Annotated in this window: 18 protein-coding genes; 11 read left to right on the plus strand and 7 right to left on the minus strand. The window is 68.9% G+C overall.

Features of this window, described 5'->3' with window-relative positions; all coding sequences use genetic code 11:
• The first annotated feature begins 81 nt into the window (after positions 1–81).
• The gene (locus tag ACFXIV_RS30385) at positions 82–981 is read left to right on the plus strand and encodes an NmrA family NAD(P)-binding protein (RefSeq protein WP_379400701.1); all 900 of its coding nucleotides are present in this window, start codon (positions 82–84) and stop codon (positions 979–981) included.
• On the opposite strand, the gene ACFXIV_RS30390 is transcribed toward ACFXIV_RS30385, so the two are convergent.
• Positions 956–1,600 (minus strand): class I SAM-dependent methyltransferase, encoded by a 645-nt coding sequence (locus ACFXIV_RS30390; protein ID WP_379400702.1) that lies wholly within the window; start codon positions 1,598–1,600, stop codon positions 956–958. The two genes, ACFXIV_RS30385 and ACFXIV_RS30390, sit on opposite strands and share 26 nt — an antisense overlap.
• A gap of 28 nt (positions 1,601–1,628) precedes the next feature.
• Positions 1,629–2,546: a LysR family transcriptional regulator gene (locus tag ACFXIV_RS30395; protein ID WP_354840969.1), complete on the minus strand. Its 918-nt coding sequence runs from the start codon at positions 2,544–2,546 to the stop codon at positions 1,629–1,631.
• Positions 2,547–2,782: 236 nt separating this feature from the next.
• Here ACFXIV_RS30395 and ACFXIV_RS30400 point away from each other — a divergent pair, with 236 nt between their 5' ends.
• On the plus strand, positions 2,783–4,258 hold the full coding sequence (locus tag ACFXIV_RS30400; protein WP_379400703.1) for a threonine/serine exporter ThrE family protein: 1,476 nt from the start codon (positions 2,783–2,785) through the stop codon (positions 4,256–4,258).
• Here ACFXIV_RS30400 and ACFXIV_RS30405 read toward each other — a convergent pair.
• The gene (locus tag ACFXIV_RS30405) at positions 4,174–4,800 is read right to left on the minus strand and encodes a GDSL-type esterase/lipase family protein (RefSeq protein WP_379400704.1); all 627 of its coding nucleotides are present in this window, start codon (positions 4,798–4,800) and stop codon (positions 4,174–4,176) included. The genes ACFXIV_RS30400 and ACFXIV_RS30405 overlap by 85 nt on opposite strands.
• Before the next feature lie 325 nt (positions 4,801–5,125).
• Here ACFXIV_RS30405 and ACFXIV_RS30410 point away from each other — a divergent pair, with 325 nt between their 5' ends.
• On the plus strand, positions 5,126–7,582 hold the full coding sequence (locus ACFXIV_RS30410) for a flippase-like domain-containing protein (RefSeq protein ID WP_379400705.1): 2,457 nt from the start codon (positions 5,126–5,128) through the stop codon (positions 7,580–7,582).
• On the opposite strand, the gene fadD5 is transcribed toward ACFXIV_RS30410, so the two are convergent.
• Positions 7,579–9,144, minus strand: a complete 1,566-nt coding sequence (gene fadD5 / locus ACFXIV_RS30415; RefSeq protein WP_379400706.1) for a fatty-acid--CoA ligase FadD5 — start codon at positions 9,142–9,144, stop codon at positions 7,579–7,581. The two genes, ACFXIV_RS30410 and fadD5, sit on opposite strands and share 4 nt — an antisense overlap.
• A 284-nt stretch (positions 9,145–9,428) precedes the next feature.
• Between fadD5 and ACFXIV_RS30420 the strand changes: the two genes are divergently transcribed.
• The 5 genes from ACFXIV_RS30420 to ACFXIV_RS30440 all read left to right on the plus strand — a co-directional run bounded on the left by ACFXIV_RS30420 (position 9,429) and on the right by ACFXIV_RS30440 (position 15,250).
• Entirely contained in the window at positions 9,429–10,403 is a 975-nt protein-coding gene (locus ACFXIV_RS30420) for a nitronate monooxygenase family protein (RefSeq protein ID WP_354840956.1), read from the plus strand.
• 143 nt (positions 10,404–10,546) lie between these two features.
• Positions 10,547–10,720 carry a type II toxin-antitoxin system VapB family antitoxin gene (locus ACFXIV_RS30425; RefSeq protein ID WP_354840953.1) on the plus strand — a complete coding sequence of 58 codons (174 nt, stop codon included), beginning with the start codon at positions 10,547–10,549 and terminating at the stop codon, positions 10,718–10,720.
• A 173-nt stretch (positions 10,721–10,893) separates the two neighbouring features.
• Positions 10,894–13,596, plus strand: coding sequence for an acyltransferase domain-containing protein (locus tag ACFXIV_RS30430; RefSeq protein WP_379400707.1), 2,703 nt, complete (start codon positions 10,894–10,896; stop codon positions 13,594–13,596).
• A gap of 79 nt (positions 13,597–13,675) precedes the next feature.
• Positions 13,676–14,065, plus strand: coding sequence for a hypothetical protein (locus tag ACFXIV_RS30435; RefSeq protein ID WP_379400708.1), 390 nt, complete (start codon positions 13,676–13,678; stop codon positions 14,063–14,065).
• A gap of 27 nt (positions 14,066–14,092) precedes the next feature.
• Positions 14,093–15,250, plus strand: a complete 1,158-nt coding sequence (locus tag ACFXIV_RS30440; protein WP_379400709.1) for a cation:proton antiporter — start codon at positions 14,093–14,095, stop codon at positions 15,248–15,250.
• An 88-nt stretch (positions 15,251–15,338) separates the two neighbouring features.
• Here ACFXIV_RS30440 and ACFXIV_RS30445 read toward each other — a convergent pair whose 3' ends face one another.
• From ACFXIV_RS30445 to ACFXIV_RS30455, 3 genes are all read right to left on the minus strand, one after another.
• Complete coding sequence (locus tag ACFXIV_RS30445; RefSeq protein WP_379400710.1) at positions 15,339–15,761, minus strand: RNA-binding S4 domain-containing protein; 423 nt, start codon at positions 15,759–15,761, stop codon at positions 15,339–15,341.
• Between the two features lie 42 nt (positions 15,762–15,803).
• Positions 15,804–16,475: an NlpC/P60 family protein gene (locus tag ACFXIV_RS30450; protein ID WP_354840938.1), complete on the minus strand. Its 672-nt coding sequence runs from the start codon at positions 16,473–16,475 to the stop codon at positions 15,804–15,806.
• A gap of 220 nt (positions 16,476–16,695) precedes the next feature.
• Positions 16,696–16,953 carry a hypothetical protein gene (locus tag ACFXIV_RS30455; RefSeq protein WP_354840935.1) on the minus strand — a complete coding sequence of 86 codons (258 nt, stop codon included), beginning with the start codon at positions 16,951–16,953 and terminating at the stop codon, positions 16,696–16,698.
• Positions 16,954–17,141: 188 nt separating this feature from the next.
• Between ACFXIV_RS30455 and ACFXIV_RS30460 the strand changes: the two genes are divergently transcribed.
• From ACFXIV_RS30460 to ACFXIV_RS30470, 3 genes are all read left to right on the plus strand, one after another.
• Positions 17,142–18,326 (plus strand): AAA family ATPase, encoded by a 1,185-nt coding sequence (locus ACFXIV_RS30460; protein WP_379400711.1) that lies wholly within the window; start codon positions 17,142–17,144, stop codon positions 18,324–18,326.
• Between the two features lie 127 nt (positions 18,327–18,453).
• Positions 18,454–20,409 carry an acyl-CoA dehydrogenase family protein gene (locus ACFXIV_RS30465; protein WP_379400712.1) on the plus strand — a complete coding sequence of 652 codons (1,956 nt, stop codon included), beginning with the start codon at positions 18,454–18,456 and terminating at the stop codon, positions 20,407–20,409.
• Between the two features lie 361 nt (positions 20,410–20,770).
• The gene (locus ACFXIV_RS30470; protein ID WP_379400713.1) at positions 20,771–21,757 is read left to right on the plus strand and encodes an alpha/beta fold hydrolase; all 987 of its coding nucleotides are present in this window, start codon (positions 20,771–20,773) and stop codon (positions 21,755–21,757) included.
• The last annotated feature ends 144 nt before the right edge of the window (positions 21,758–21,901 follow it).

A 21,901-nucleotide genomic window follows, 5' to 3' on the forward strand; every position in this document is an offset into this window, starting at 1 on the left:
GCCTTCTTCCCAGGTCGCCACCGTCGTCGGAAGCTCGGTCAGGTCGTGGTCCACGACCTTCGCAACGCAAGGAGTAGCGCAATGATTCTCGTGACCGGCGTTTCCGGCGCTCTGGGCGGACTGGTACTGGCGGGCTTGCGGGCCCGGCCGGATCTGGAGGTGGTGGCGGGCACCAGCTCCAGAGCCGCGCAGCACAGTGACAATCCCGCCCGGCGCATCGATTTCGACGATCCCGCATCCCTGACCGCCGGCTTCGACGGCGTGGACACGCTGGTGTTCATCTCCGCCGGATACGCCGAGGACGATGTGGTGACGGCCCGCCACGGCGCGGTGATGGCCGCCGCGACGGCCGCCGGGGTGCGGCACGTCATCTACACCAGCCTCTCGGCGTCGGCCGGGCACACCACCATCGCCGTCCCGCACCTGTGGACCGAGAAGCAGCTGGCCGCAGCGCCTTTCGACGTAACCGTGCTGCGCAACGGGTTCTACAGCGAGGTGCCGGTGGGCCTGGCGGCCGGGGCGGCCGAATCCGCCGCCGCCACCGGGGTTTTCGCCGCACCGTTCGGCACCGGCCGCATCTCCGGGGTGTCGCGGGAGGATCTGGCCGAGGTCGCGGTGCGGGTGGCCGCCGAGGTCGAGCGCGACCTGCGCGCCGGAGCGTCCACCGCGCACGCCGGTCGCACCTACGAGCTCGAGGGTGTGACCTCGGTCAGCGGCGCTGAGATCGCCGGGCTGCTGAGCGAATCCCTCGGCCGCCCGGTCGAATACCGGGACGTGCCGCTCACCGAGCTGCGCGACAGCCTGCTGGGCGGGGGCCTCGAACCGTATCGGATCGGGCACACGGTGTCACTGTTCTCCAACCTGAAGGCGGGCTTCCTGCACGCCACCCACAGCGATCTGCCCGCCCTGCTGTCCGGCGCGCCGCGCCCGATCCGTGCCGAGATCGCGGCGGCGGTCAGCGGGCCGGGAGCAGCTGGGTGACGAGCCACAGGCGGCGGGGCAGCTCGCCCTCCTCGAAGGAATGCCGGTCGCGCAGCTCCCATCCGGCGGCGAGGGTCTCGACGAGTTCCGCGGAGAAGAAGTGCACGGCGAAGCCGCCGTGCTCGTAGATGTCGTCGCCGAGGGATTTACCCGTGCCGAAGTGGGCGTCGTCGGTATTTCGGACGGTGTAGACGAACGCGCCACCGGGTTTGAGGACGCGGCGGATCTCGGCGACCAGGTCACGGATCTCCTGGGTGCTGAGGTCCATGCACAGCAGCATGTGCGCGTACACCGCGTCCACGCTGCGATAGGGCAGCGGAATCGGCTGGCGGACATCGTGTTCCAGGGTGCGGACCCGCTCGCCCGCACCTTCGGCGTCCGCCCGCTCCCGTAATTGCGCCAGCGCGACGGCACTGAAATCGGTGGCGGTCACCCGAAAACCCTGGCGCGCCAGGTGGAGTGCGTCCCGGCCGTGGCCCGCGCCCAGTTCCAGCACGTCGCGGGCCCCGCGCTCGCGGAACAGGCGCGCCGCGTACACCGCGGCCTCCGACGGCTCGTCGCCGTACATCTCCGGATGCGTGCGGTAGGTGCGCTGCCAGTGCTCGTGCTGGTCGCTCATGCCCCCAATCATGTCCGACCGGCGGCGGCTAGGAGGTGCGACGGCCGTCCGCGCCGTGCTGGCCCATGATGTCGGAGCAGCAGCGGATGAAATACCGCATGACCGGATCGGTCTCGGAGGCGTCCGGCCACACCACCGCCACCCGGGTGGGGCCGATGCCGTGCACGGGCCGGAACACCACGCCCGGGTACTCGGTGCGGGCGGTGGAGGCGGGGGTGAAGCTCACACCGAAGCCATTGGCGATGGCGCGCAGCCATTCCTCGGTATTGCGGGCGATGGCCCCGATGATGGCGGTGTCCGCGGGCCGTGCGTCCAGGCCCATCCAATAGTCGCGCCACCAGCCGGTTTCCGCGGGCGAGGCGACATACGGCTCGTCCCACAGCTCCCGGAAGGCGATGTCGTCGCGCTGGGCCAGCGGATGGTCCTCGGGCAGCGCGATCCAGCGCGGTTCGGCGAACAGCTCCCGCAGGTGGTATTCGTCCTGGCCCGGAAAGGGCAGGCGCAGCAGGGCGACATCGACGTCGCCCTCGTCCAGCCCGGCGGTCGGGTCGGTCCAGCCGCCCTGGTGCAGATCGACCTGCCAGTCCGGGTGCAGCCGGTGGAAGACCCGGATGATCTCCGGAATGTGGCCGTCGGCAGCACTGTTCACGCAGCCCAGCCGCAGCACCCGGGAGGCGCGGCTGGCATCGCTCTTGGTGTCGCGCAGGATCCGGTCCCAGGACGCCAGCAGCGCCGGCACCTGCTCGGCGAGCACCTTGCCGGCCGCGGTGAGGGTCCAGCCCGCGCGGGAACGAATGAACAGCTCCACACCCAGCTGCTGTTCCAGCTGTTTGATCTGGGTCGCCAGCGCGGGCTGCGCGACATGTAGTCGCTGCGCCGCCCGCGGCAGGTTCTCCGCGTCCGCGACTGCCAGGAAGTAACGCAGCAGTCGCGTATCGATATCCATGCCACCAGGTTAGGAAGAGGGCAACCGGTAGGCATACCCCATGGCTTGGAAGTCGGGATTCGGGCGGGGTGCTATCGGCAGTTCCGCTTCAGAGCGGGGATGCATGGGAGTGATATGGCTCGCGTCCGGCGGATCCGGGCCCGCCGCGCGCTAAGTTTTGATTGCTACAAAGTTGCTCATCTATGGAGGCGAGACCCACGAGTCTGTCGCGGCACCATCCACGGCACCGGCGCACGATGCATGGCCGGGGCGCCCTGTCGCGCAGCCTCTACGGGGCCACCCGCAAGGCCGCCGGATCCATGGATCGCTGGCTGCGGCGGGTCGGCCCCGGCGCGGTCGCCCCGGCGGAGCAGGCCCCGCCGCCGGAGGAACCACCCATCTCCGCCGACCTGCTGGATCTGTTGCGGCACATGGGCGTAGCCCTCATCCGCTCGGGCGAGACCACCGGCCGCGTAAAGGACATCCTCGACGAACTGGCGCGCCGCTACGAGGCCACCGAGGTGCACTTCTTCGTGCTGCCCACGGGAGTGTTCGTGCGCGTACAGGATTCGCGCGGATCGGCGATGGACCTGCTGGAGGCCGACTCCGACACCCTGCGCCTGGATCAGATCGCCGCGCTCTACGAACTCATCGACCGGATCACCAGCGAACTGCCGCCGCCGGCCGAGGCCACCGCGGCACTCGAGCACATCCTCGCCTCGCCGCAGCCGACACCGGTGTGGCGCTTGCTGACCGGCAATGTGGTGCTCACCGTGGGGCTCGGCCTGATGCTCAACCCCACCTCCACCGCCCTGCTCGGCTACATCGTGCTCGGGCTGGCGGTGCAGCTGCTGATCATGGCGGCCGACCGGTTCCGGCTGCTGTACACCAGCCTGCCGGTGCTCGCCGGGGCGGTGGTCACCCTGCTGTCGTTCGGTTTCCCCAATGCGCTCGGCGGCGGAAATCCGTCCCAGCTGCTGATCCCCTCGGTGTCGAGCCTGCTGCCGGGCGCCATGCTCACCAACGGGTCCATCGAGCTGGCCACCGGATCCATGATCGCGGGCGCCAGCCGCACCATCTACGGCTTCAACAAGCTGGTGCTGCTGGCCTTCGGGGTACTGGTCGGGCTGCAACTGCTGGGCACGCTGCCCACCGTGTCACCGCACGCCGGACACGGATTGGGCTGGTGGACACCGATACTCGGGGTGCTGCTGATCGGACTGGGCCACAGCCGGCGGGCCAGCGCCCCGCCGAAATCCCTGGGCTGGCTGCTGATCGTGCTCTACGCGGCGTTCTGCGGGCAGCAGCTGGGCACCCAGCTCGGCGGCGGGCTGCTCGGCTCGTTCCTCGGCGGCATGGTGGCGGTGCCGGTGGCATACCTGGTGCAGCGCTTCAAGGATGCCCCGCCGACACAGGTGGTGTTCCTGCCCGCCTTCTGGATGCTGGTGCCCGGCGGCATGAGCCTGAGCGGGATCTCCGCACTGGTCACCGAGAACGACCCCAACGGCCTGCACATCCTGGTCACCGCGGTGCTCACCGTGCTCGCCATCGCGCTGGGCGTACTGGTCGGCTCGGGCCTGGTGACCTCGACCCGGGAGCCGCGGCTCCAAGGCATGGTCGAGGACTGGCTGGGACCCGCAACCGAAACTCAGCGCACCACCGGCAGTTCCGAGCCCGGATCGGCCAGCCAGAGCAGCCAGTGCGGGGCGAGCAGGGCGGCGAACTCGTCGTAGCCGGTCGCGCCCGGATGGAAGCCGTCGCCGGCCGCGACATCGCGCATCCAGATCTGGTTCTCGCGCAACGGCTGATGTGCCCGCAGGTAGGGCACCTCGGCCTCCTCGCACAGGTCGGCGAAGCGGGCGTCCAGCGCCAGCAGCCGGGCATTGTGCTCGTCGTCGACATTCGGCGGCGGCGCGACCACCATTGTCCGCCAGCCCTTTTCCCGCGCCCGGCGCAGGATGTCGGCCAGATTGCGCTCCGACTCACCGGGATCGACCCGGGGACGGCCGTCCTCGAGCTGGGTGTCGTTGACACCGGTGGAGATCACCACCCGGCAGTCCGCACCCGCGGGTAGCCGGGGCGCGCACTCGGCCTCCCAGCGGGCTCGCAGCTCGGTGCTGTTCTCCCGTCGGATGCCGAGGTTGTAGGAGGTCAGCGGCTGTCCGGCCGCCGTGGCCCGGGCCGCGAGCCGGCCCGCCCAGCCCAGGCACCTCTGATCACCGACTCCCGCGACGAAGGACTCACCGACGAAACAGACACGGAGATCGAGCACCACGGCCCGATCCTCGCACGCCTGTTCGCGATCTATCGAAGACTCGCATTAAGCAGGAATAGCAGGAATAACAGGCAGGTTCGCGGCCGTCTCGATTCTGGACCGACGGAGCGGGGGAGCGAAGCGGAGGAGCGGACGAGCGGAGGAGGGAAGAATCGAGACCCCGGGGGCCGCGAACCCGCCCCGGAGCGGAGCGGAGGGGCGAATCAGACACTGTTACGGTTACCAGCGTGTTGGGTGGTCGGTGATGCCGTCGGCTGCCGCATACTCACACCGAGCCGACCATGGGACCACAGCCGTTCCCACGATCCGAAAGCGCGAATAGGACATGCGAGTCGACGGGCGGGAGATTCCCGTCTCCGGCAGCCTGCTGCAGCCGCGGATCCGCCGGACCAGTGACATTCTGCGCGTCGTGCTGTCCGCGCTGTCGGTGGCCATCGTCATCGCCGGATCGCTGATCACCAGGCCGCAGTGGGAGGCGCTGGAGCGCTCGGTCTCCGGCATCGTGGGGTTCCTGACCCCGGAACAGTCGAACCTGGTCTACATCGTCTACGGCATCGCCATTCTCGCGCTGCCCTTCGCCATTCTGGTGCGGCTGGTGCTGCGCGGGCAGTGGAAACTGCTGGCGGGCTTCGTCTCCGCGGGCCTGATCGCGCTGGGCCTGTTCTCCATCACCGGCACCGGCTTCTCCGCACCGCGCTGGCATCTGTCGGAACCGGGACAGGTCAACACCTTCCTGTCGCAGTTCCTCGACGATCCGCGCTGGATCGCCATGCTGGCGGCGACGCTCACGGTGGCCAGCCCGTGGCTGCCCGCGCGGGCGCGACGCTGGTGGTGGACGCTGCTGCTGGCCTTCGTGCCGATCCACCTGTTCGTGTCGCTGGTGGTGCCCGCCCGGGCCGCGCTGGGCCTGGTGGTGGGCTGGCTGGTGGGCGCGGTCATCGTGCTGGTGGTCGGCACGCCCGCACTCGAGGTGCCGCTCGGCGCGGCGGTGCGGGTGCTGGCCCAGCGCGGCTTCCGGGTGACCGCCTTCAAGGTGCTGCGCCCGGCCGCCCGTGGGCCACTGGTGCTTTCGGCGAGCACGGTGCCGCAGCCGGAACTGGGGGCCTCACCCAATGGCGTGCCCGCCGCGGCCGGGACCGCGGCGGAGTCCGGTGAATCCCGTTCACCGGACAATGAATTGATCATCGAGATGTACGGCGCGAACCAGCGCAGCCGCGGCATGCTGCAGCAGCTCAAGCGCTGGCTCACGATTCGCAGCGGCGAGTACCCGGCGCCGTTCGCCTCCATGCGCCGCGCGGTCGAGCATCGCGCCCTGATGGGATTCGCCATCGCCGATCTGGGCCTGGCCAGCAACAAGCCGCTCACCGTGGCGGCGCTGGACCGCGGCTGGATGGTGTACGCGCACACCGTGCCCCAGGGCCGGCCGCTGGCCGCCGCCGACGGGGAGCCGGTGCTGACCCGGGTGTGGCAGGCGCTGCACAGCATGCATCAGGCCCAGATCTCGCACGGCGAACTGCACGCCGAGGAGATCCGGGTCCTCGACGACGGCACCGTGCTGTTCGGCGGGTTCGTGCAATCCGAATTCGGCGCGTACCAGGTGCGTTTCGACTCCGATGTGGCCCAGCTGCTGCTGTCCTCCGCGCATCTGTTCGGTGTCGGCCCGGCCGTGCGCACCGCGCTCGAAGTACTGGACAAGCAGGCGGTGCTGGACGCCTCGGCCCGGCTCACCAAGACCGCGGTGCCCACCCACCTCCGCAAGGCGGTGCCGGACGCGGGCGAGCTGATGAAGGACATCCGCGCGGAGGTGGCCGCGCAGACCGGGCAGGACAAGATCGAGGCCGCGCAGATCACCCGCTTCTCGCGCAACCAGATCATCCAGCTGGTGCTGCTCATCGGCCTGGTGTACGTGGCCTACCCGTACATCAGCGCGGTGCCCACCTTCGCCTCGGAGCTGCGCAATCTGAACTGGGGCTGGGCGCTGCTGGGGCTGACCGTGTCCGCCCTGACCTATGTGGGTGCGGCAATGGCGTTGTGGGCGTGCGCCTCCGAGGCCGTCAGGTTCGGCAACCTGCTGCTCATGCAGATCGCCAACACCTTCGCCGCGACCACCACCCCGGCCGGCGTGGGCGGGCTGGCGTTGAGCGTGCGGTTCCTGCAGAAGGGCGGCCTGGGCGCGGTGCGGGCCACCGCGGTGGTCGCCCTGCAGCAGACGGTGCAGGTGGTGACCCACGTGGTGCTGCTGCTGATCTTCGGCGCGCTGGCCGGAACCTCCACCAACCTGTCGCATTTCGTGCCCAGTGCCACCGTGCTGTACCTGGTGGCGGGCGCCCTGCTGGGCCTGCTGGGTGTGACCATGTTCGTCCCCAAGGTCCGCAAGTGGCTGCTCAACGAGGTGCGCCCGCAGCTGGCGGAGGTGGTGGGCCAGCTGAAGGATCTGGCCCGGCGGCCCGGCCGGCTGGCCATGATCGTGGGCGGCTGTGCCACCACCACCCTGGGCATGGCGCTGGCGCTGTGGGCCAGCATCGAAGCCTTCGGCGGCAGTACGACTTTCGTGACCGTCACCATCGTCACCATGATCGGCGGCACCCTGGCCTCGGCCGCCCCGACCCCCGGCGGGGTGGGCGCGGTGGAGGCCGCCCTCATCGGTGGTCTGGCCGCCTTCGGTGTCTCGGCGGGGATCGCGGTCCCCGCCGTCCTGCTCTACCGGGTGCTGACCTGCTGGCTGCCGGTGTTCTGCGGCTGGCCGATCATGCGCTGGCTCACCGCCAAGGACATGATCTAGGCCGAATACGCCTTGCGCAGTTCGACCTTTACGACCTTGCCGCTGGCATTGCGGGGCAGCTCGGGCACGACCACCAGGTGCTTGGGGTGCTTGTAGCGGGCCAGGGACTCGTTCAGGAACGGTTCCAGCTCTGCGAGGGTCAGGTCGTCGACGCCGTCGATGAGCGCGACCACCGCGACCGGCACCTCGCCCCACTTCTCGTGCGCGCGGCCCACCACGGCGGCCTCGTGGATCTTGGGGTGCGCGAAGAGCACGTTCTCGATCTCGGCGCAGTAGATGTTCTCGCCGCCGGAAATGATCATGTCCTTCTTGCGGTCCACCACGTAGATGAAGCCCTCCTCGTCCTGGCGGACCAGGTCCCCGGAGTGGAACCAGCCGCCGTGGAAGGCCTCCGCGGTGGCCTCGGGCTTGTTCCAGTAGCCCTGCATGAGAGTCGGTCCGCGATAGACGATCTCGCCGACCGTACCGGGTGCGACATCGTTCATCTCGTCGTCGACCACGCGGGCCTGGATGGTGGGGATGGGCAGGCCGACCGAGCCGATCTTGCGCAGCGCGTCCCTGCCCTCGAGCACACAGGTGATGGGTGACATCTCGGTCTGGCCGAACACCGCCACATTGAAGGCGTTCGGGAAGCAGTCGGCCATGGCGCGCAGCACCGTGTCCGACGCGGGGGCCGCACCCCAGCACAGCGCCTGCAGCGCGAGTTTGCGCTGCTTGACCGTCGGCTCCTCGCAGATCAGCTGCCACTGGACCGGCACGCAGAAGGCGGCGGTGGCCTGCTCGGCCTCGACGGCGTCGAGGAATTCGGTGGCATCGAACGCGCCCAGCGGGTGCAGCACGGTCTTGCCGCCGAGCATGAAATACGGGGTGAGCGAGCCCAATCCGGCGATGTGGAACAGCGGTGAGCTGCAGAAGCCGATGGAGTCCGGGGTGATCTCCATGGCCCGGATACAGGTCAGCGCCTGCGCGTTCATGTTCGCGTGGGTGAGTACCGCGCCCTTGGGGCTGCCGGTGGTGCCCGAGGTGTACATGATCAGGCAGGGGGTCTCTTCCGGAATGTCCAGTGGCGCATGCGGTTCGCCCGGCTCGGCCAGGAAGTCGTCGTAGCCGATGACGCCCGCGCCGGTCTGCCCGTTGATGACCACGACCGTGGACAGGTCCGGGGCCTGCCCGGCGACGCCCACGGCCAGCGGCTGCAGCACCGAGTCGGTGACGATGGCCTTGGCGCCGGAGTCGGCCACGATGTAGGCGACCTCGGGCGGGGTGAGCCGGAAGTTCACCGGCACCGCGATGGCCCCGAGCGCATTGATGCCCATGACGGCCTCGATGTACTCGGTGTAGTTCAGCGCCAGGATGAGCACACGATCGCCGAACCCGACCCCTCGACGGGACAGCGCGTCGGCGAACCGCTCCGACCGCTCGTGCAGCTGCTTCCAGGTGGTGTCCACGCCCTTGCACTTGAAGGCGACCTGACCGGGCCGCATGGCCGCGTGGGTCGCGACCTGGTTCACCCAGTGGTTGCGACGCGACCGAATCGGCTCGTCTAGCGGCTGGAAGGTCATGCGTTGTCCTTTCACGCTGATCGACTGTGAGAATAGCGCTTAACTTTCTGACGTGACAAGGGTTACAGAGAAGGTTTCACCGAGAAGTTCTCACGGCTTCATTCAGCAGCTCAGGGCACGTATAAGAGCCTGGTAGACACTCGAACCCAGGAGTGGCCATTCCCGGGTTCACTGGTCACAGCCCTGGTCAGATGCAAACTCCGACTCACATCAGGGTTGTCGCTCCATATGCAACTATGCGAGTATCGGGGCAGTTTGCGAGAGGCAGGGAGAGGACAGCGCCCATGGCACTGAAGACCAGATTCACCGAGACCTTCGGGGTCGAGCACCCCATCGTCCAGGGCGGCATGATGTGGGTCGGCCGCGCCGAACTGGCCGCCGCCGTCTCCGAGGCGGGTGGTCTCGGCATCATCACCGCGCTCACCCAGCCCACCCCCGACGATCTGCGCCGCGAGATCGACCGCGCGCGTGAGCTCACCGACAAGCCCTTCGGCGTGAACGTCACCATCCTGCCGTCGATCAACCCGCCGCCGTACCAGGAGTACGTGCAGGCGATCATCGAGTCCGGCGTGAAGATCGTGGAGACCGCCGGGTCCAATCCGGAGCCGTTCCTGCCGTACTACAAGGAAGCCGGCATCAAGGTGCTACACAAGTGCACCAGCGTGCGGCACGCGCTCAAGGCGCAGAAGATCGGCGTGGACGGCGTGTCCATCGACGGCTTCGAATGCGCCGGGCACCCGGGCGAAGACGACGTGCCGGGTCTGATCCTGATTCCGGCCGCCACCCGGGCCCTCGACATCCCGGTCATCGCCTCCGGCGGTATCGCCGACGCCCGCGGCCTGGTCGCGGCGCTGGCGCTGGGCGCGGACGGCGTGAACATGGGCACCCGCTTCATGTGCACCCAGGAATCGGCGATCCACCAGACGGTCAAGGAGCAGATCGTCGCCAACTCGGAGCGGGCCACCCAGCTCATCTTCCGCACCATGCACAACACCGCCCGCGTGGCGGACAACGAGATCAGCCGCAAGGTCGTCGAGATCGAGAAGGCCGGCGGCAAGTTCGAGGACGTCAAGGATCTGGTGGCGGGCGCGCGCGGCCGCCGGGTGTTCGAGGACGGCGACCTGGACGCCGGCATCTGGTCGGCCGGTCAGGTGCAGGGCCTCATCGACGACATTCCGACCTGCGGTGAGCTGGTCTCCCGGATGGTCACCGAGGCGGAGGCGCTGATCCAGCAGCGGCTCGCGGGCATGATCGGATAATTCGGGCGAAAGTCCGTACGTCCCAGACAATTACGACAGAGCCCTTGGCATTTCCTGCCAAGGGCTCTGGCCATTCCGGCTATCGGCGCCTGCTGGATCCGTCATGCTTTGAGAACACGACGGATGCGGCGGAGGTGCCTGAAATGGCCATCACTCGAATCTATCTCGACGACGACGCGCTGCGCCGGACCATGGCCATCTCTGGTGTGAACACCGAACAGGACGCGGTGAACCTAGCACTGCGGTTCTTCAGTTCCCATGCCACCGCAGAGGATTTCGACCATCCCTTCCAGGGGCGGACGGCCACGGCCTCGTAATCGTGCGGAACGATGACCCGATGTCTTCGGGGCGGTCGGGTAGGCGCTGACCTGCACAGCGCCGGGTGACGAATTCGCCTGCGCGAAAGCTCTTCTAGCCGCGGCGAAAACTTGGCAGAATCGCCGGTGGTACCTCGACGGCCGACAGCGCGCGGACACGGGAGGGCATTCCTGTGCGGCACAGTACGAGAGCATCGACCGATCCCACCCCGTTCCCCCGGGTGTCGATCGTCGGCGTCGGCTGCCGGTCGACGGGTCTGGAGTTCGATCACGAGTGGTTCGGCATGGATCGCCTCGCGGCCGCCGGGCTCACCCCGCGCCAGCGCACCAACCTCGAGGTCGCCGTGGAAGCACTGGACGACTCCGGATTGGGCTGTCTGGCACCGGCGTCCAATGCGGCGGTGGTCTTCGGCGCGGTCGGCGGCACCAATAGCGCCCACCACCTGTCGCGCGCCCTGGACCTGCGCGGTCCCAGCCTCACCGTGGACAGCCGGCGCGCCTCGCCACTGGTCGCCGTGGACATGGGCGTGCGCCTGCTGGCCGACGAAGCCGTGCCCTTCGTCATCGCGGGCGGTGTGGATCTCGCTCTGCTACCGGACATTTCGGACCTCCGGATACCGGTGCCCAGGAACGGCGGCACCGGTGTGGCCACGGGAGCGGGCGGCGGCAATGGCATCTGCACCGTCCTGGTGCTGCAGCGCACGACCGACGCGCTACGGACCCGAACCCGCCGCTACGCCGATATCGGCGGGCCCGCCATCGGCTTCCCCGAGGCGGACAGCCCCGACGCGCACATCGCCCTGGACGATCCCGCACGCCCGGGCGGGACCCCTACACGCGACGGCGGCGACGAACCCCCGGTTCTCCTGCCCCTCACCGGACGCGACCCGGCCGCCATCCACGCCCTCGCGCTGCGCTGGGCCGTCGCGATCGGGTCCTATCGCTCGCTGCGCGAATTCGCCTCCGCCACTGCCCGGCTCATACCCGAACCCACCCGCGCCGGGGTCCTCGCCCGCGACACCGCCGAGGCCGCGGCCCACCTGCGCACCCTGGCCCGCCGGATCGCCACCACGCCCGCGATCGCCCGCGCCACGGGAACGGTCACGGCCGCACCCCTCCCACGCGCGGCCACCGGCATCTTCGACCCGGTCCGCACCGATCACGACGGCGGCACGCTCTTCCTCTTCCCCGGAACCGGCGGCCACCCGCGCATGGGACGCGCGCTCGCGGCCCGGTACCCGGTCTTCGCGGCGGCATTGACCACGGCCGTGGACGCCGTGGCGGCGGCCGGCGGCCCACGAGTCTGGACGCCGCGCAATGGATTCCACCGAACGACCCCTGCGGGTCGAGGCGGCGACCACGGGCCCGATCGCGCGCGCGAATTCGGCTGCGATGGCGACACTTCGGGCGAATCCGGCGCGGGCGACATCGTATTCGAGCATTCGGCATTGTTCGCCTTTCAGGTCGCACTGGCCGAATTGCTCGAGTCGGTGGGGTTGCACGCGGATGCGGTGGCCGGGCACGGCGCCGGTGAGGTGGCCGCCGCGGTCGCCAGCGGCGCGCTGTCGATGGACGACGGGGCCCGGGTGGTGGTGGCGCGGGCGCGGCTGCTCGAGCGGGCCGGTAGGGGTGGAGCCGCGGCCGTGCTCGAGGCGACTCTCGCCGAGGTGACCAGGCTGGTCGAGCCCATGCGCGCCGATGTCGCGGTCGCCGCGGTGGACGGTCCGACCGCCATCACCGTGGCGGGCGAGCCCCGCTATATCGACGCTCTGGTGCGGCGGGCCCATCGCCGCACCATCTTCGCCCAGCGCCTCCCGGCCGACGCAATACCCGCCGCCGCGCACCTGCCCGCGATCCGCGACCGCGCCGCCGAATTGCACGGTGAACTCACCGATCTCGTGGCGAACCTGCCGCAGCTGCCGTTCTACTCGACCACCCGGCCCGGCCGGGTGCCGCGAATGCCGGACACCCGGGCCACCGAGGACGAGACCACCCGCACCGCGGCACCGCCGGCCACGGCGGAGGACCTGCGCACGGACGCCGCCTACTGGGCCGCCAACGCGTGGCGTCCGGTCCACTTGGCCATGGCGTTGGAATCCGCTGCCGCCGACGGGATTTCGATGATCCTCGAGATCGGTCCGGAGCCGGTGCTGACCCCGGGATTGCGGGAGCGCGCCCCGTTCCGGGAGGGCGCGCAGGCCGTGCTGTCCCGCGACGACGAGGCGGAGAGTTTTCTGCACACCATCGCGCGGCGCTATCTGGACGGGTGCGCCGTGGACTGGACAGCCCTCGGCTCACTGACGGCCGCTCCACCGCAACGGCAATGGCGCAGACCGGATTCCGGTGCGCGGCGCCGGTGGCGTGACGGCGGCTCCGGCGCGGCGTACCCGGCCGGGCAGCCGCCGGCACCGGCCTTTCCGGCCGTCGAGATCCGGCCGGACGGGACATATGTGGTCGCGGGCGGGCTGGGCCCGCAGGGCGAGGTCGCGGTGCGCTGGCTGCTGGAGGCGGGGGCGCGGGACGTGGTGGTGCTGACCCGCACGCCGCGGCCGCTGCCGACGGGGTTGACCGGGATGGAGGAGCGGATCGTGGTGATGCGGTGCGACTGCGCCGATCGCACCGATCTGGCGACGGCGCTGCAGGACATTCGCGAGTGCGGGCCGGCCGTCCGGGGCGTGGTGCACGCATCGGGGGAGACGCGGTTGGTGGCGGCGGCGAATCTGCTGGAGTTGACGGCGGCGGATCCCACCGATTTCACCGTGCTCCTCACCTGCGTACCCAGTGCGGCCGAGCCGGGTGCGGTGCGGGAACTGGCGGCGGCGCAGGTGGATCGGCGGGTCATCTGCGTGGAGTGGGTGGTCGGCCCCGCAGCCTGACAGCCGGTCAAAACGGTCAATTGGGACCGAATCAGCGTGTCCATATGCGACCGGTCGGTCGCACGGGAATGATGACTCCATGGCGGACCCCGAGATCACGGTCAAGTGGAAGAAGGAGCCGGACGAGCACGACTACCCGGCCGCCGCGGACTACCTCGACATGCTGGCGGAGCCGGACATCGTCGACAAGGTCGTCCAGAAGCTGCGCGACGCCCCCGTGGTGCACAAGAAGGCGAAGGACCTGCTGCGCGCCTCGCAGCTGGAGATCCTGCCGACCTACAACCCCTTTGTCCGCCGCGACCTCGCCAAGATCACGGCCGGCCTGGCGCTCTCGCCGATCCTGGTGGTGCGCGGGGACTTCCGCAAGGCCGTGCCCATGCAGATCGTGGACGGCTATCACCGGGTCTGCGCCATCTACTACACCGACGAGAACATCGCGATCCCGGTGAAGATCGCCTCCCTGCCCTGACCGCGTGAATGCCGAGACGACGACGCCGTGACCTTCCAGACCCTCACCCTCATCACCCTGCTCGGCCTGGCCGGGCCCTGGCTGGCCTGGCGGCAGTCCTGGCACCTGCCGGTCATCCTGGGTGAACTGCTGGCCGGAATCGTCTTCGGCACCACCGGCTTCGGCCTGCTGCATCCGGAGGACCCGACCTTCGCCTTCATCGCCGACGTCGGCTTCGCGGTGGTCATGTTCGTGGCCGGCACCCACGTGCCGGTGCGGAACGCGGCCATTCGCTCGGCGCTGGGGCGGGGCGTGCTGCGCGCGGTGCTGGTGGGCGTGCTCTCGGTGATCGCCGGGCAGGGCATCGCGGCGTGGTTCGGCACCGGGCACGGACTGCTCTACGCCGTACTGCTCGCCTCCTCCTCGGCGGCCATCGTGCTGCCCATCATCGATTCCCAGGGGCTGAGCGGAAAACCCGTGCTGGAGATGACTGCTCAGGTCGCCCTCGCCGACGCGGCCGCGGTGGTGGCGCTGCCGCTGGTGATCGATCCGCACAATGCGAGCCGGGCCGCGCTCGGGGCGCTCCTGGTGGCCGGGGCGGCGGTGGTCGCGTACTTCTTCCTGCGCTGGCTCGAGGACTCCGGCATCCGGCATCGGCTGCACAAGATCTCCGAGGATCGGCAGTTCGCGCTCGAACTGCGGGTCAGCCTCGCCCTGCTGTTCGCCCTCGGCGCGCTCGCCACTCGCAGTCACGTCTCGATCATGCTGGCGGGCTTCGCACTCGGCCTGGTGGTGGCGGCCATCGGGGAACCGCGCCGAGTCGCCAAGCAGCTCTTCGCCATCAGCGACGGCTTCCTCGCGCCGCTGTTCTTCGTCTGGCTCGGCGCACGGCTGAACCTGCGCGAATTCGGCGACCACCCGCACCTGATCCTGCTGGGCCTGGCACTGGGCGCGGGCGCGGTACTGGCCCATGTGCTCATGCGGTTCCTGGGTCAGCCGATTCCGCTCGGGGCCATCGCTTCCGCGCAGATCGGCGTGCCGGTCGCGGCGGTCACGGTCGGCACCCAGCTGCACGTGCTGAAGCCGGGCGAACCAGCCGCGCTCATGCTCGGCGCGCTGGTCACCATCGCCGCCGCCGCGTGGGGAGCGCGGGCGGCGTCCACGGGCACGCCGGGCGATGCCGCAATATCCCAGCGAGACAACTGATTTCGTGAGTGGAGGGTAACTCGTCGGGCACGTCCGAAATCGGGTTGGCACCCAACCTTCGGCACGGGTGCAAGGCTGTCGACGGCTCCTAGCCGTCCGCCGAAGTCCCGGGGAGGCGGGGGAGGTCGCGGCCCAGCAACCGGTCCGTCTCGCGGCGCTCGCGCTTGGTCGGGCGGCCCGCGCCGCGATCACGGCGCGGCAGGAGGGCGGTCAGCTGCGGGTCGGGCGGGGGCGGGCTCTTGTCGATCATGCACTGCACGGCCACGGCCGCGCCGACGCGCTTGGTGATGAGCTGCTCGACGATGACGATGCGTTCGGAACCATGGACGCGGACGCGGATCTCGTCACCGGGCTTCAGATGGTGCGCGGGCTTGACCGGTACGCCATTGACCCGCACATGCCCGGACCGGCAGGCCGCGGCGGCCGCGGAGCGGGTCTTGAAAATGCGGACGGCCCAGGTCCAAGAATCAATTCGGGCCTGAGCCGTGGTGCTCAGTGGAGCAGTGGTCACACGTCGACGATACTGCGTCAGGCGTTGACGACGATATGTGCGTCAGGCGTTGACGATGCGGCGCGCGGTGACGACCTGGCTCGCGTGCAGGTTGGTGTAGGAGACCGGGGTGCCGGTCTGCACGGCGTTCAACAGCTTGCCGTCGCCGGCGTAGATGCCGACGTGGCCGCCACCGTTGGTGATGACGATGTCGCCGGGCTGCAGGTCCTCGAAGGCGACCGGGGCGCCGACGTTGGACTGCTCGAAGCTGGTGCGGGGCAGCTCGACTCCGGCCTGCTTGTAGGCCCACTGCACGAGGCCGGAGCAGTCGAAGCTGTAGGGACCGGTCGCGCCCCAGGAGTACTGGGCGCCGACCTTGGTCTCGGCGGCGTGCAGCGCGATGTCGCCGACGGAGCTGGACTTCTGGAAGATGCTGGGCAGCTGGAACTGCGGAGCGGGTGCAGCCGGGACGCCGACCTGAGCGCCGCCGCCCAGTCCGCCCGGGGTCTGCAGCGCCGTCTCGGCGTCCTTGACCGTCTGGTTGAACTGCTGCACCTGGGGCGCGAAATCGTCCGGCACGTCGAAGTTTCCGATGCCCGGGATCTCGACGGTGGCGGCGGTGGCGGTGATCGCCGGGAACACGCCGGTAGTCGTCGCGGCCATCGCACCCATGACGATGGCGCCCTTCACGGAATTCGGAAGCCGAGATTCCTGCTGCAAGCTGTGCTTACCCACTGAGCCGCATCTCCGATCTTGCTGCTGTAACGTCGCGGGCTGCCTCTCCGATGAAGCAACAGACTCCGCTAAGTCACGAGAAGATTACGACTAGGCCGCCGCGTTGTCCACCCGACACGATAAGCGCGTCGCATCTTTACGAAAACGCCCCGCTGAACAAGTAATTCGGTGTATAGGGCCGCAGATCACGAGACGATATACGTGGTCGATACGCCCGTTATCAATCCTTCGCCTCGATCGCCCGCTCCAGCTCGGCAATCCGCCGGCGAGCGTCCGCGAGATCGACTTCCAGCTGCCCCAGCGCCATGACCAGCGGACCCACCGCGAGATCGGCCACCAGCTGCGGATCGTCGTACCCGCGCTCGATGGCCACCAGGATGTTGTTGCGGATGCGCGCGGCCACGATCGCCTCGGCGGGCACGTTCCAGGATTCGACCACCTCCGCGACGGTGGGCGTGGGTACGGCTTCTTCCGACATGAACCCTCCTGCGCTGGATCCCAACGAATCAGGCATAAGGGTAGAGACCCCCGGGGACACCGCGGACTCGCTGTATCGACTTCCGCTGATCGCGAATCGGCCGAGCCGGTATGCCGGTCGATAGCTGTCTCTAGCGTCCCCGATAGATGCCCGGATAATCCGCGACGACCGCGCTACGGTTGGGCCGCATGGACCCTGTCAGGAATCCCTACGCACCCGGCGCGGGGCAGCGACCGCCCGAGCTCGCGGGCCGGGACCGGCAGCTCGACGCCTTCGACATCGTGCTGGAGCGGGTGGCGCGCGGACGGCCGGAACGCAGCGTCATGCTCACCGGTTTGCGTGGCGTCGGAAAGACGGTGCTGCTCAACCAGCTTCGCTCGGCCGCCCGCTCGCGCGGCTGGGGCACCGGGAAGCTGGAGGCCCGCCCCGATCAGGAACTGCGGCGGCCGCTGGCCTCGGCGCTGCACATGGCGGTGCGTTCGATCGCTGTGACCCACCGCAATCCGGAGCAGGTGGACGATTTCCTGGGGATTCTCAAGGCTTTCGCACTGCGCTCCACCGACGGCAAGAGCATGCGGGAACGCTGGAACCCGGGCATCGATGTGCCCGCGGTGACCGGGCGGGCCGACTCCGGCGATATCGAGATCGATCTGGTGGAGCTGCTCATGGAGGCGGCGGCGCTGGTGCGCGATCTGGACATCGGCATCGCGGTGTTCATCGACGAGATGCAGGATCTCGGGGCGGCCGACATCTCGGCCATCTGCGGGGCCTGCCACGAATTGAGCCAGGACGCCGCGCCTTTGATCGTGGTCGGGGCGGGTCTGCCGCATCTGCCCGCGGTGCTGACCGCGTCCAAGAGCTACTCCGAGCGCCTGTTCTCCTACCACCGCATCGATCGGCTGGATCGGGAGTCGGCCGACCAGGCGCTCATCGCACCGGCCGAGCGGGAGAACGTGAAGTACTCCGAGGAGGCGCTGGACGCGCTGTACCGGAAGGCCGACGGGTACCCGTATTTCGTGCAGGCATACGGCAAGGCCGTCTGGGACGCGGCGGCGCAGAGCCCGATCTCGGCCGAGGATGTGGCGGTGGCGGCACCCGCGGCCGAAGAAGAGCTGGCGGTCGGTTTCTTTGGCTCCCGCTACGAGCGAGCGACACCGGCCGAGCGCGAATACATGCGCGCCATGGCCGACCTGTCCGGCGACGACGGGCCGGTGGCCACCTCGGCGGTGGCGCACGAGCTGGGACGCAAACCCGCCTCGTTGTCCCCGGCGCGCGACGGTTTGATCAAGAAGGGTCTGATCTACTCGGCCGAGCGCGGAACCATCGGTTTCACGGTGCCGCATTTCGGCCGATACCTGCGTGGCGTTCAATAACCAAAGATTAGCCAGCTGATCAAGATCATCTCGTGACTAGGCTTTTCGATCTTTGCCAGCCCCTACCGGCGGGTAACAAAGGCTCCTACACTCGAATGTGATTCTCATCACGGTCGAGGAGGACATCATGGCGACTGCCGCCAAGTTCGACGCCACTGAAGAACAAGCCCGGGCACTGGTCGAGGAATCCCGCGAAACCACCTGGGCCAAGCCGTCCTTCGCCAAGGAGATGTTCCTCGGCCGGTTCCGGCTCGACCTCATCCATCCATTCCCGCGCCCCGACGCCGCGGACGCCGCCAAGACCGAGGCGTACCTGACCCGGCTGCGGGCATTCTGCGAGACCATCGACGGCCAGCGCATCGAGGCCGAGGGCCGCATCCCCGACGAATACGTGCGCGGTCTGGCCGAACTCGGCTGCTTCGGCCTCAAGATTCCCGAGGAGTACGGCGGGGTCGGGCTGTCGCAGGTGGGCTACAACAAGTCCCTCATGATGGTCGGCTCCGCGCACGCCAGCCTCGGGGTGCTGCTCTCCGCGCACCAGTCCATCGGCGTGCCCGAGCCGCTCAAGCTGGCCGGCACCCCGGACCAGAAGCGAGAGTTCCTGCCGCGCTGCGCCAAGGGCGCGGTGAGCGCGTTCCTGCTCACCGAACCCGATGTGGGCTCCGACCCCGCACGCATGGCCTCCACCGCGACCCCGACCGCGGACGGGGAGGCCTACGAGATCAGCGGCGTGAAGCTGTGGACCACCAATGGCGTTGTCGCCGAACTGCTCGTGGTCATGGCGCGGGTGCCCAAGAGCGAGGGCCATCGCGGCGGCATCTCCGCGTTCATCGTGGAGGCCGACAGCCCCGGCATCACGGTGGAGCGGCGCAATGCGTTCATGGGCCTGCGCGGCATCGAGAACGGTGTCACCCGGATGGACAAGGTGCGCGTACCCAAGCGGAATCTGGTGGGCCGCGAGGGCGACGGGCTCAAGATCGCGCTCACCACCCTCAATGCCGGTCGCCTCGCCATCCCGGCCATGTGCACGGCCGCGGCCAAGTGGTCGCTCAAGATCGCGCGGGAATGGTCGGCCACCCGCGTGCAGTGGGGCCGTCCGGTCGGCGAGCACGGCGCGGTCGGCGCGAAGCTCTCCTACATCGCCGCAACGACTTTCGCGCTGGAATCGGTGCTCGATCTGTCGGGCACCATGTGCGACGAGAATCGCAACGACATTCGCATCGAGGCCGCGCTGGCCAAGCTGTGGGCCTCGGAGATGGCGTGCCGGATCGCCGACGAACTGGTGCAGATCCGCGGCGGCCGCGGCTACGAGACCGCGGCCTCGCTGCGGGCCCGCGGCGAAAGAGCCGTCGGCGCCGAGCAATTGGTGCGCGATCTGCGCATCAACCGCATCTTCGAGGGTTCCAGCGAGATCATGCGGCTGCTCATCGCCCGTGAGATGGCCGATGCCCACATGGCCGCGGCCGGGGCGCTGGTGGATCGCAATGCCGAGCTCAAGGACAAGGCCAAGGCGGCGGTCGGGGCGAGCGGGTTCTATGCCAAATGGTTCCCGCAGCTGACCGTCGGCGCCGGCACCGCACCGGTCGGCTACGGCGAATTCGGCCCGCTGGCCCGGCACATGCGCTTCGTCGAGCGGATGTCGCGCAAGCAGGCCCGCGCCCTGATGTACGGCATGGCGCGCTGGCAGGCCAAGCTCGAGTACAAGCAGGGCTTCCTGGGCCGCATCGTCGACATCGGCGCGGAACTGTTCGCCATGGCCGCGACCTGCGTGCGTGCCCAGTCCCTGCGGGTGGACGGCAATCCCGACGGCGTGGCCGCCGAGGAACTCGCCGAGGTCTTCTGCCGCCAGGCCCGCCGGCGGGTCGAGAAGCTCTTCGACGATCTCTGGTCCAACACCGATGACGCCGACACCGACCTCACCCGCGGCATCCTCGACGGGCGCTACCGCTGGCTCGAGGGCGGCGCACTGGATCCGAGCGAGGGCACCGGCCCCTGGATCGCCGAATGGCAGTTCGGGCCGTCGGTGGAACAGAACCTGTTGCGCCCGTTCCTCCCATCCACGAAGACGGGGGCGGCCACGTAGCCAAGGTCCGCACAGAAATCTGCCGCTCTCTAGTCCAATTGCTAGAGAGAGGCAGATTGTCATGACAGCCGGAAGGTGACGATGCGGCATGGGATGACGGTCACTCTCGATGCGATATGAAGCTAATTTTGTCTAGATCATTTGCTAGATGTAAGTAGAAATTACGGACGCCGGCCGGACGTACAGGGATTTCTACACGGGTCCAGCAATGTGACGAGACTCCGATAGATCCCCCGACAGTCGTGCATAGATCAGCGGAGACAGTTGGACAACTTGTCTATAACGCCTGGTGTGGGGGGTTAACGCAGGGGTTATTTCTACCGACAACCGGGCAAGAAGGCGCACTCTTCAGGAGGACGTCATGTCCACGATCGACCCCCGCGCAGCCGATTTCGACGGCCACCACATCACCGTGTCCGCCGATGACGGCGTGCCACTCGCGGTGCGTGAGTTCGGCACCACCGACGCCCCCGTCACCGTCGTGTTCGTCCACGGGCACTGCCTGCGCGCCGAATCGTGGGCGTTCATGCGCGGGCACCTGCTGCAGACCTGGGACGACGACACCCACATGGTGTTCTACGACCATCGCGGACACGGGGATTCCGGCAATGCCGACCCTTCCACGTACACCATCGAGCAGCTGGCCCGGGATCTGGACGCGGTGCTGCGGGTCGTGGTGCCGACCGGACCCGTTGTCCTGGTGGGTCATTCGATGGGCGCCATGACCGTGCTGGCCTACGCCCGGCTGTATCCGGAGACGATCGGGACCCGGGTGGTCGGCGTCGGACTGCTCTCCAGCGCCGCCAACGGGGTGACCCGGGTGGGGCTGGGTCGGCTGCTGAGCGCACCGGCGGTGAACTCGCTGCGGGTGGCCGTGCGGCGCGCGCCGCGGGCCATGCAGGCCTCGAAACACCTGAGCCGCCGCATCTTCGAGCCCATCATGCGGGACGCCACCCTGGGCACCCGCAAGGTGAGCCCGCGCATGCTGGCGGTGGCGACGACCATGCTCAACGACACCTCGCTGCTGACCATGGCCAGCTTCCTGGAGTCGCTGATCCGCTTCGACGAGACCGCGACCCTGCACCGCCTGGGCTCGATTCCGGTGCTGGTGCTGGCCGGGTCCGCGGACATCATGATTCCGTTCGCGCACTCCGTGGTGCTGGCCTCCCAGGTCGCCGACGCCGAGCTGGTGCGGCTGGACGGCGCCGGGCACAGCGTGATCCTGGAGCGGGCCGAGGAGGTGGCCGCCGCGGTGGTGGCGCTGGTGGCCCGGGCGACCGCGGCAGCGCGCGATGCGGACCCGGACTGCGGTCCCGACTGCGGGCCGGAGTACGCCATCGCGGGGTAGCCGGAAGATCATCCGCGGCGGGCGGATCGGAAGATCTGAAACGTCCGCCGCCCCAATTCCGCATCCGGTGACAGGCCCTCTAGCTGCGAATATTCATCGCCGACGAGACGAATCCCGCATGATCACGTACTGTGTTGTAGATCA

This window comes from Nocardia sp. NPDC059236 (assembly GCF_042754085.1).
Taxonomy (GTDB): domain Bacteria; phylum Actinomycetota; class Actinomycetes; order Mycobacteriales; family Mycobacteriaceae; genus Nocardia.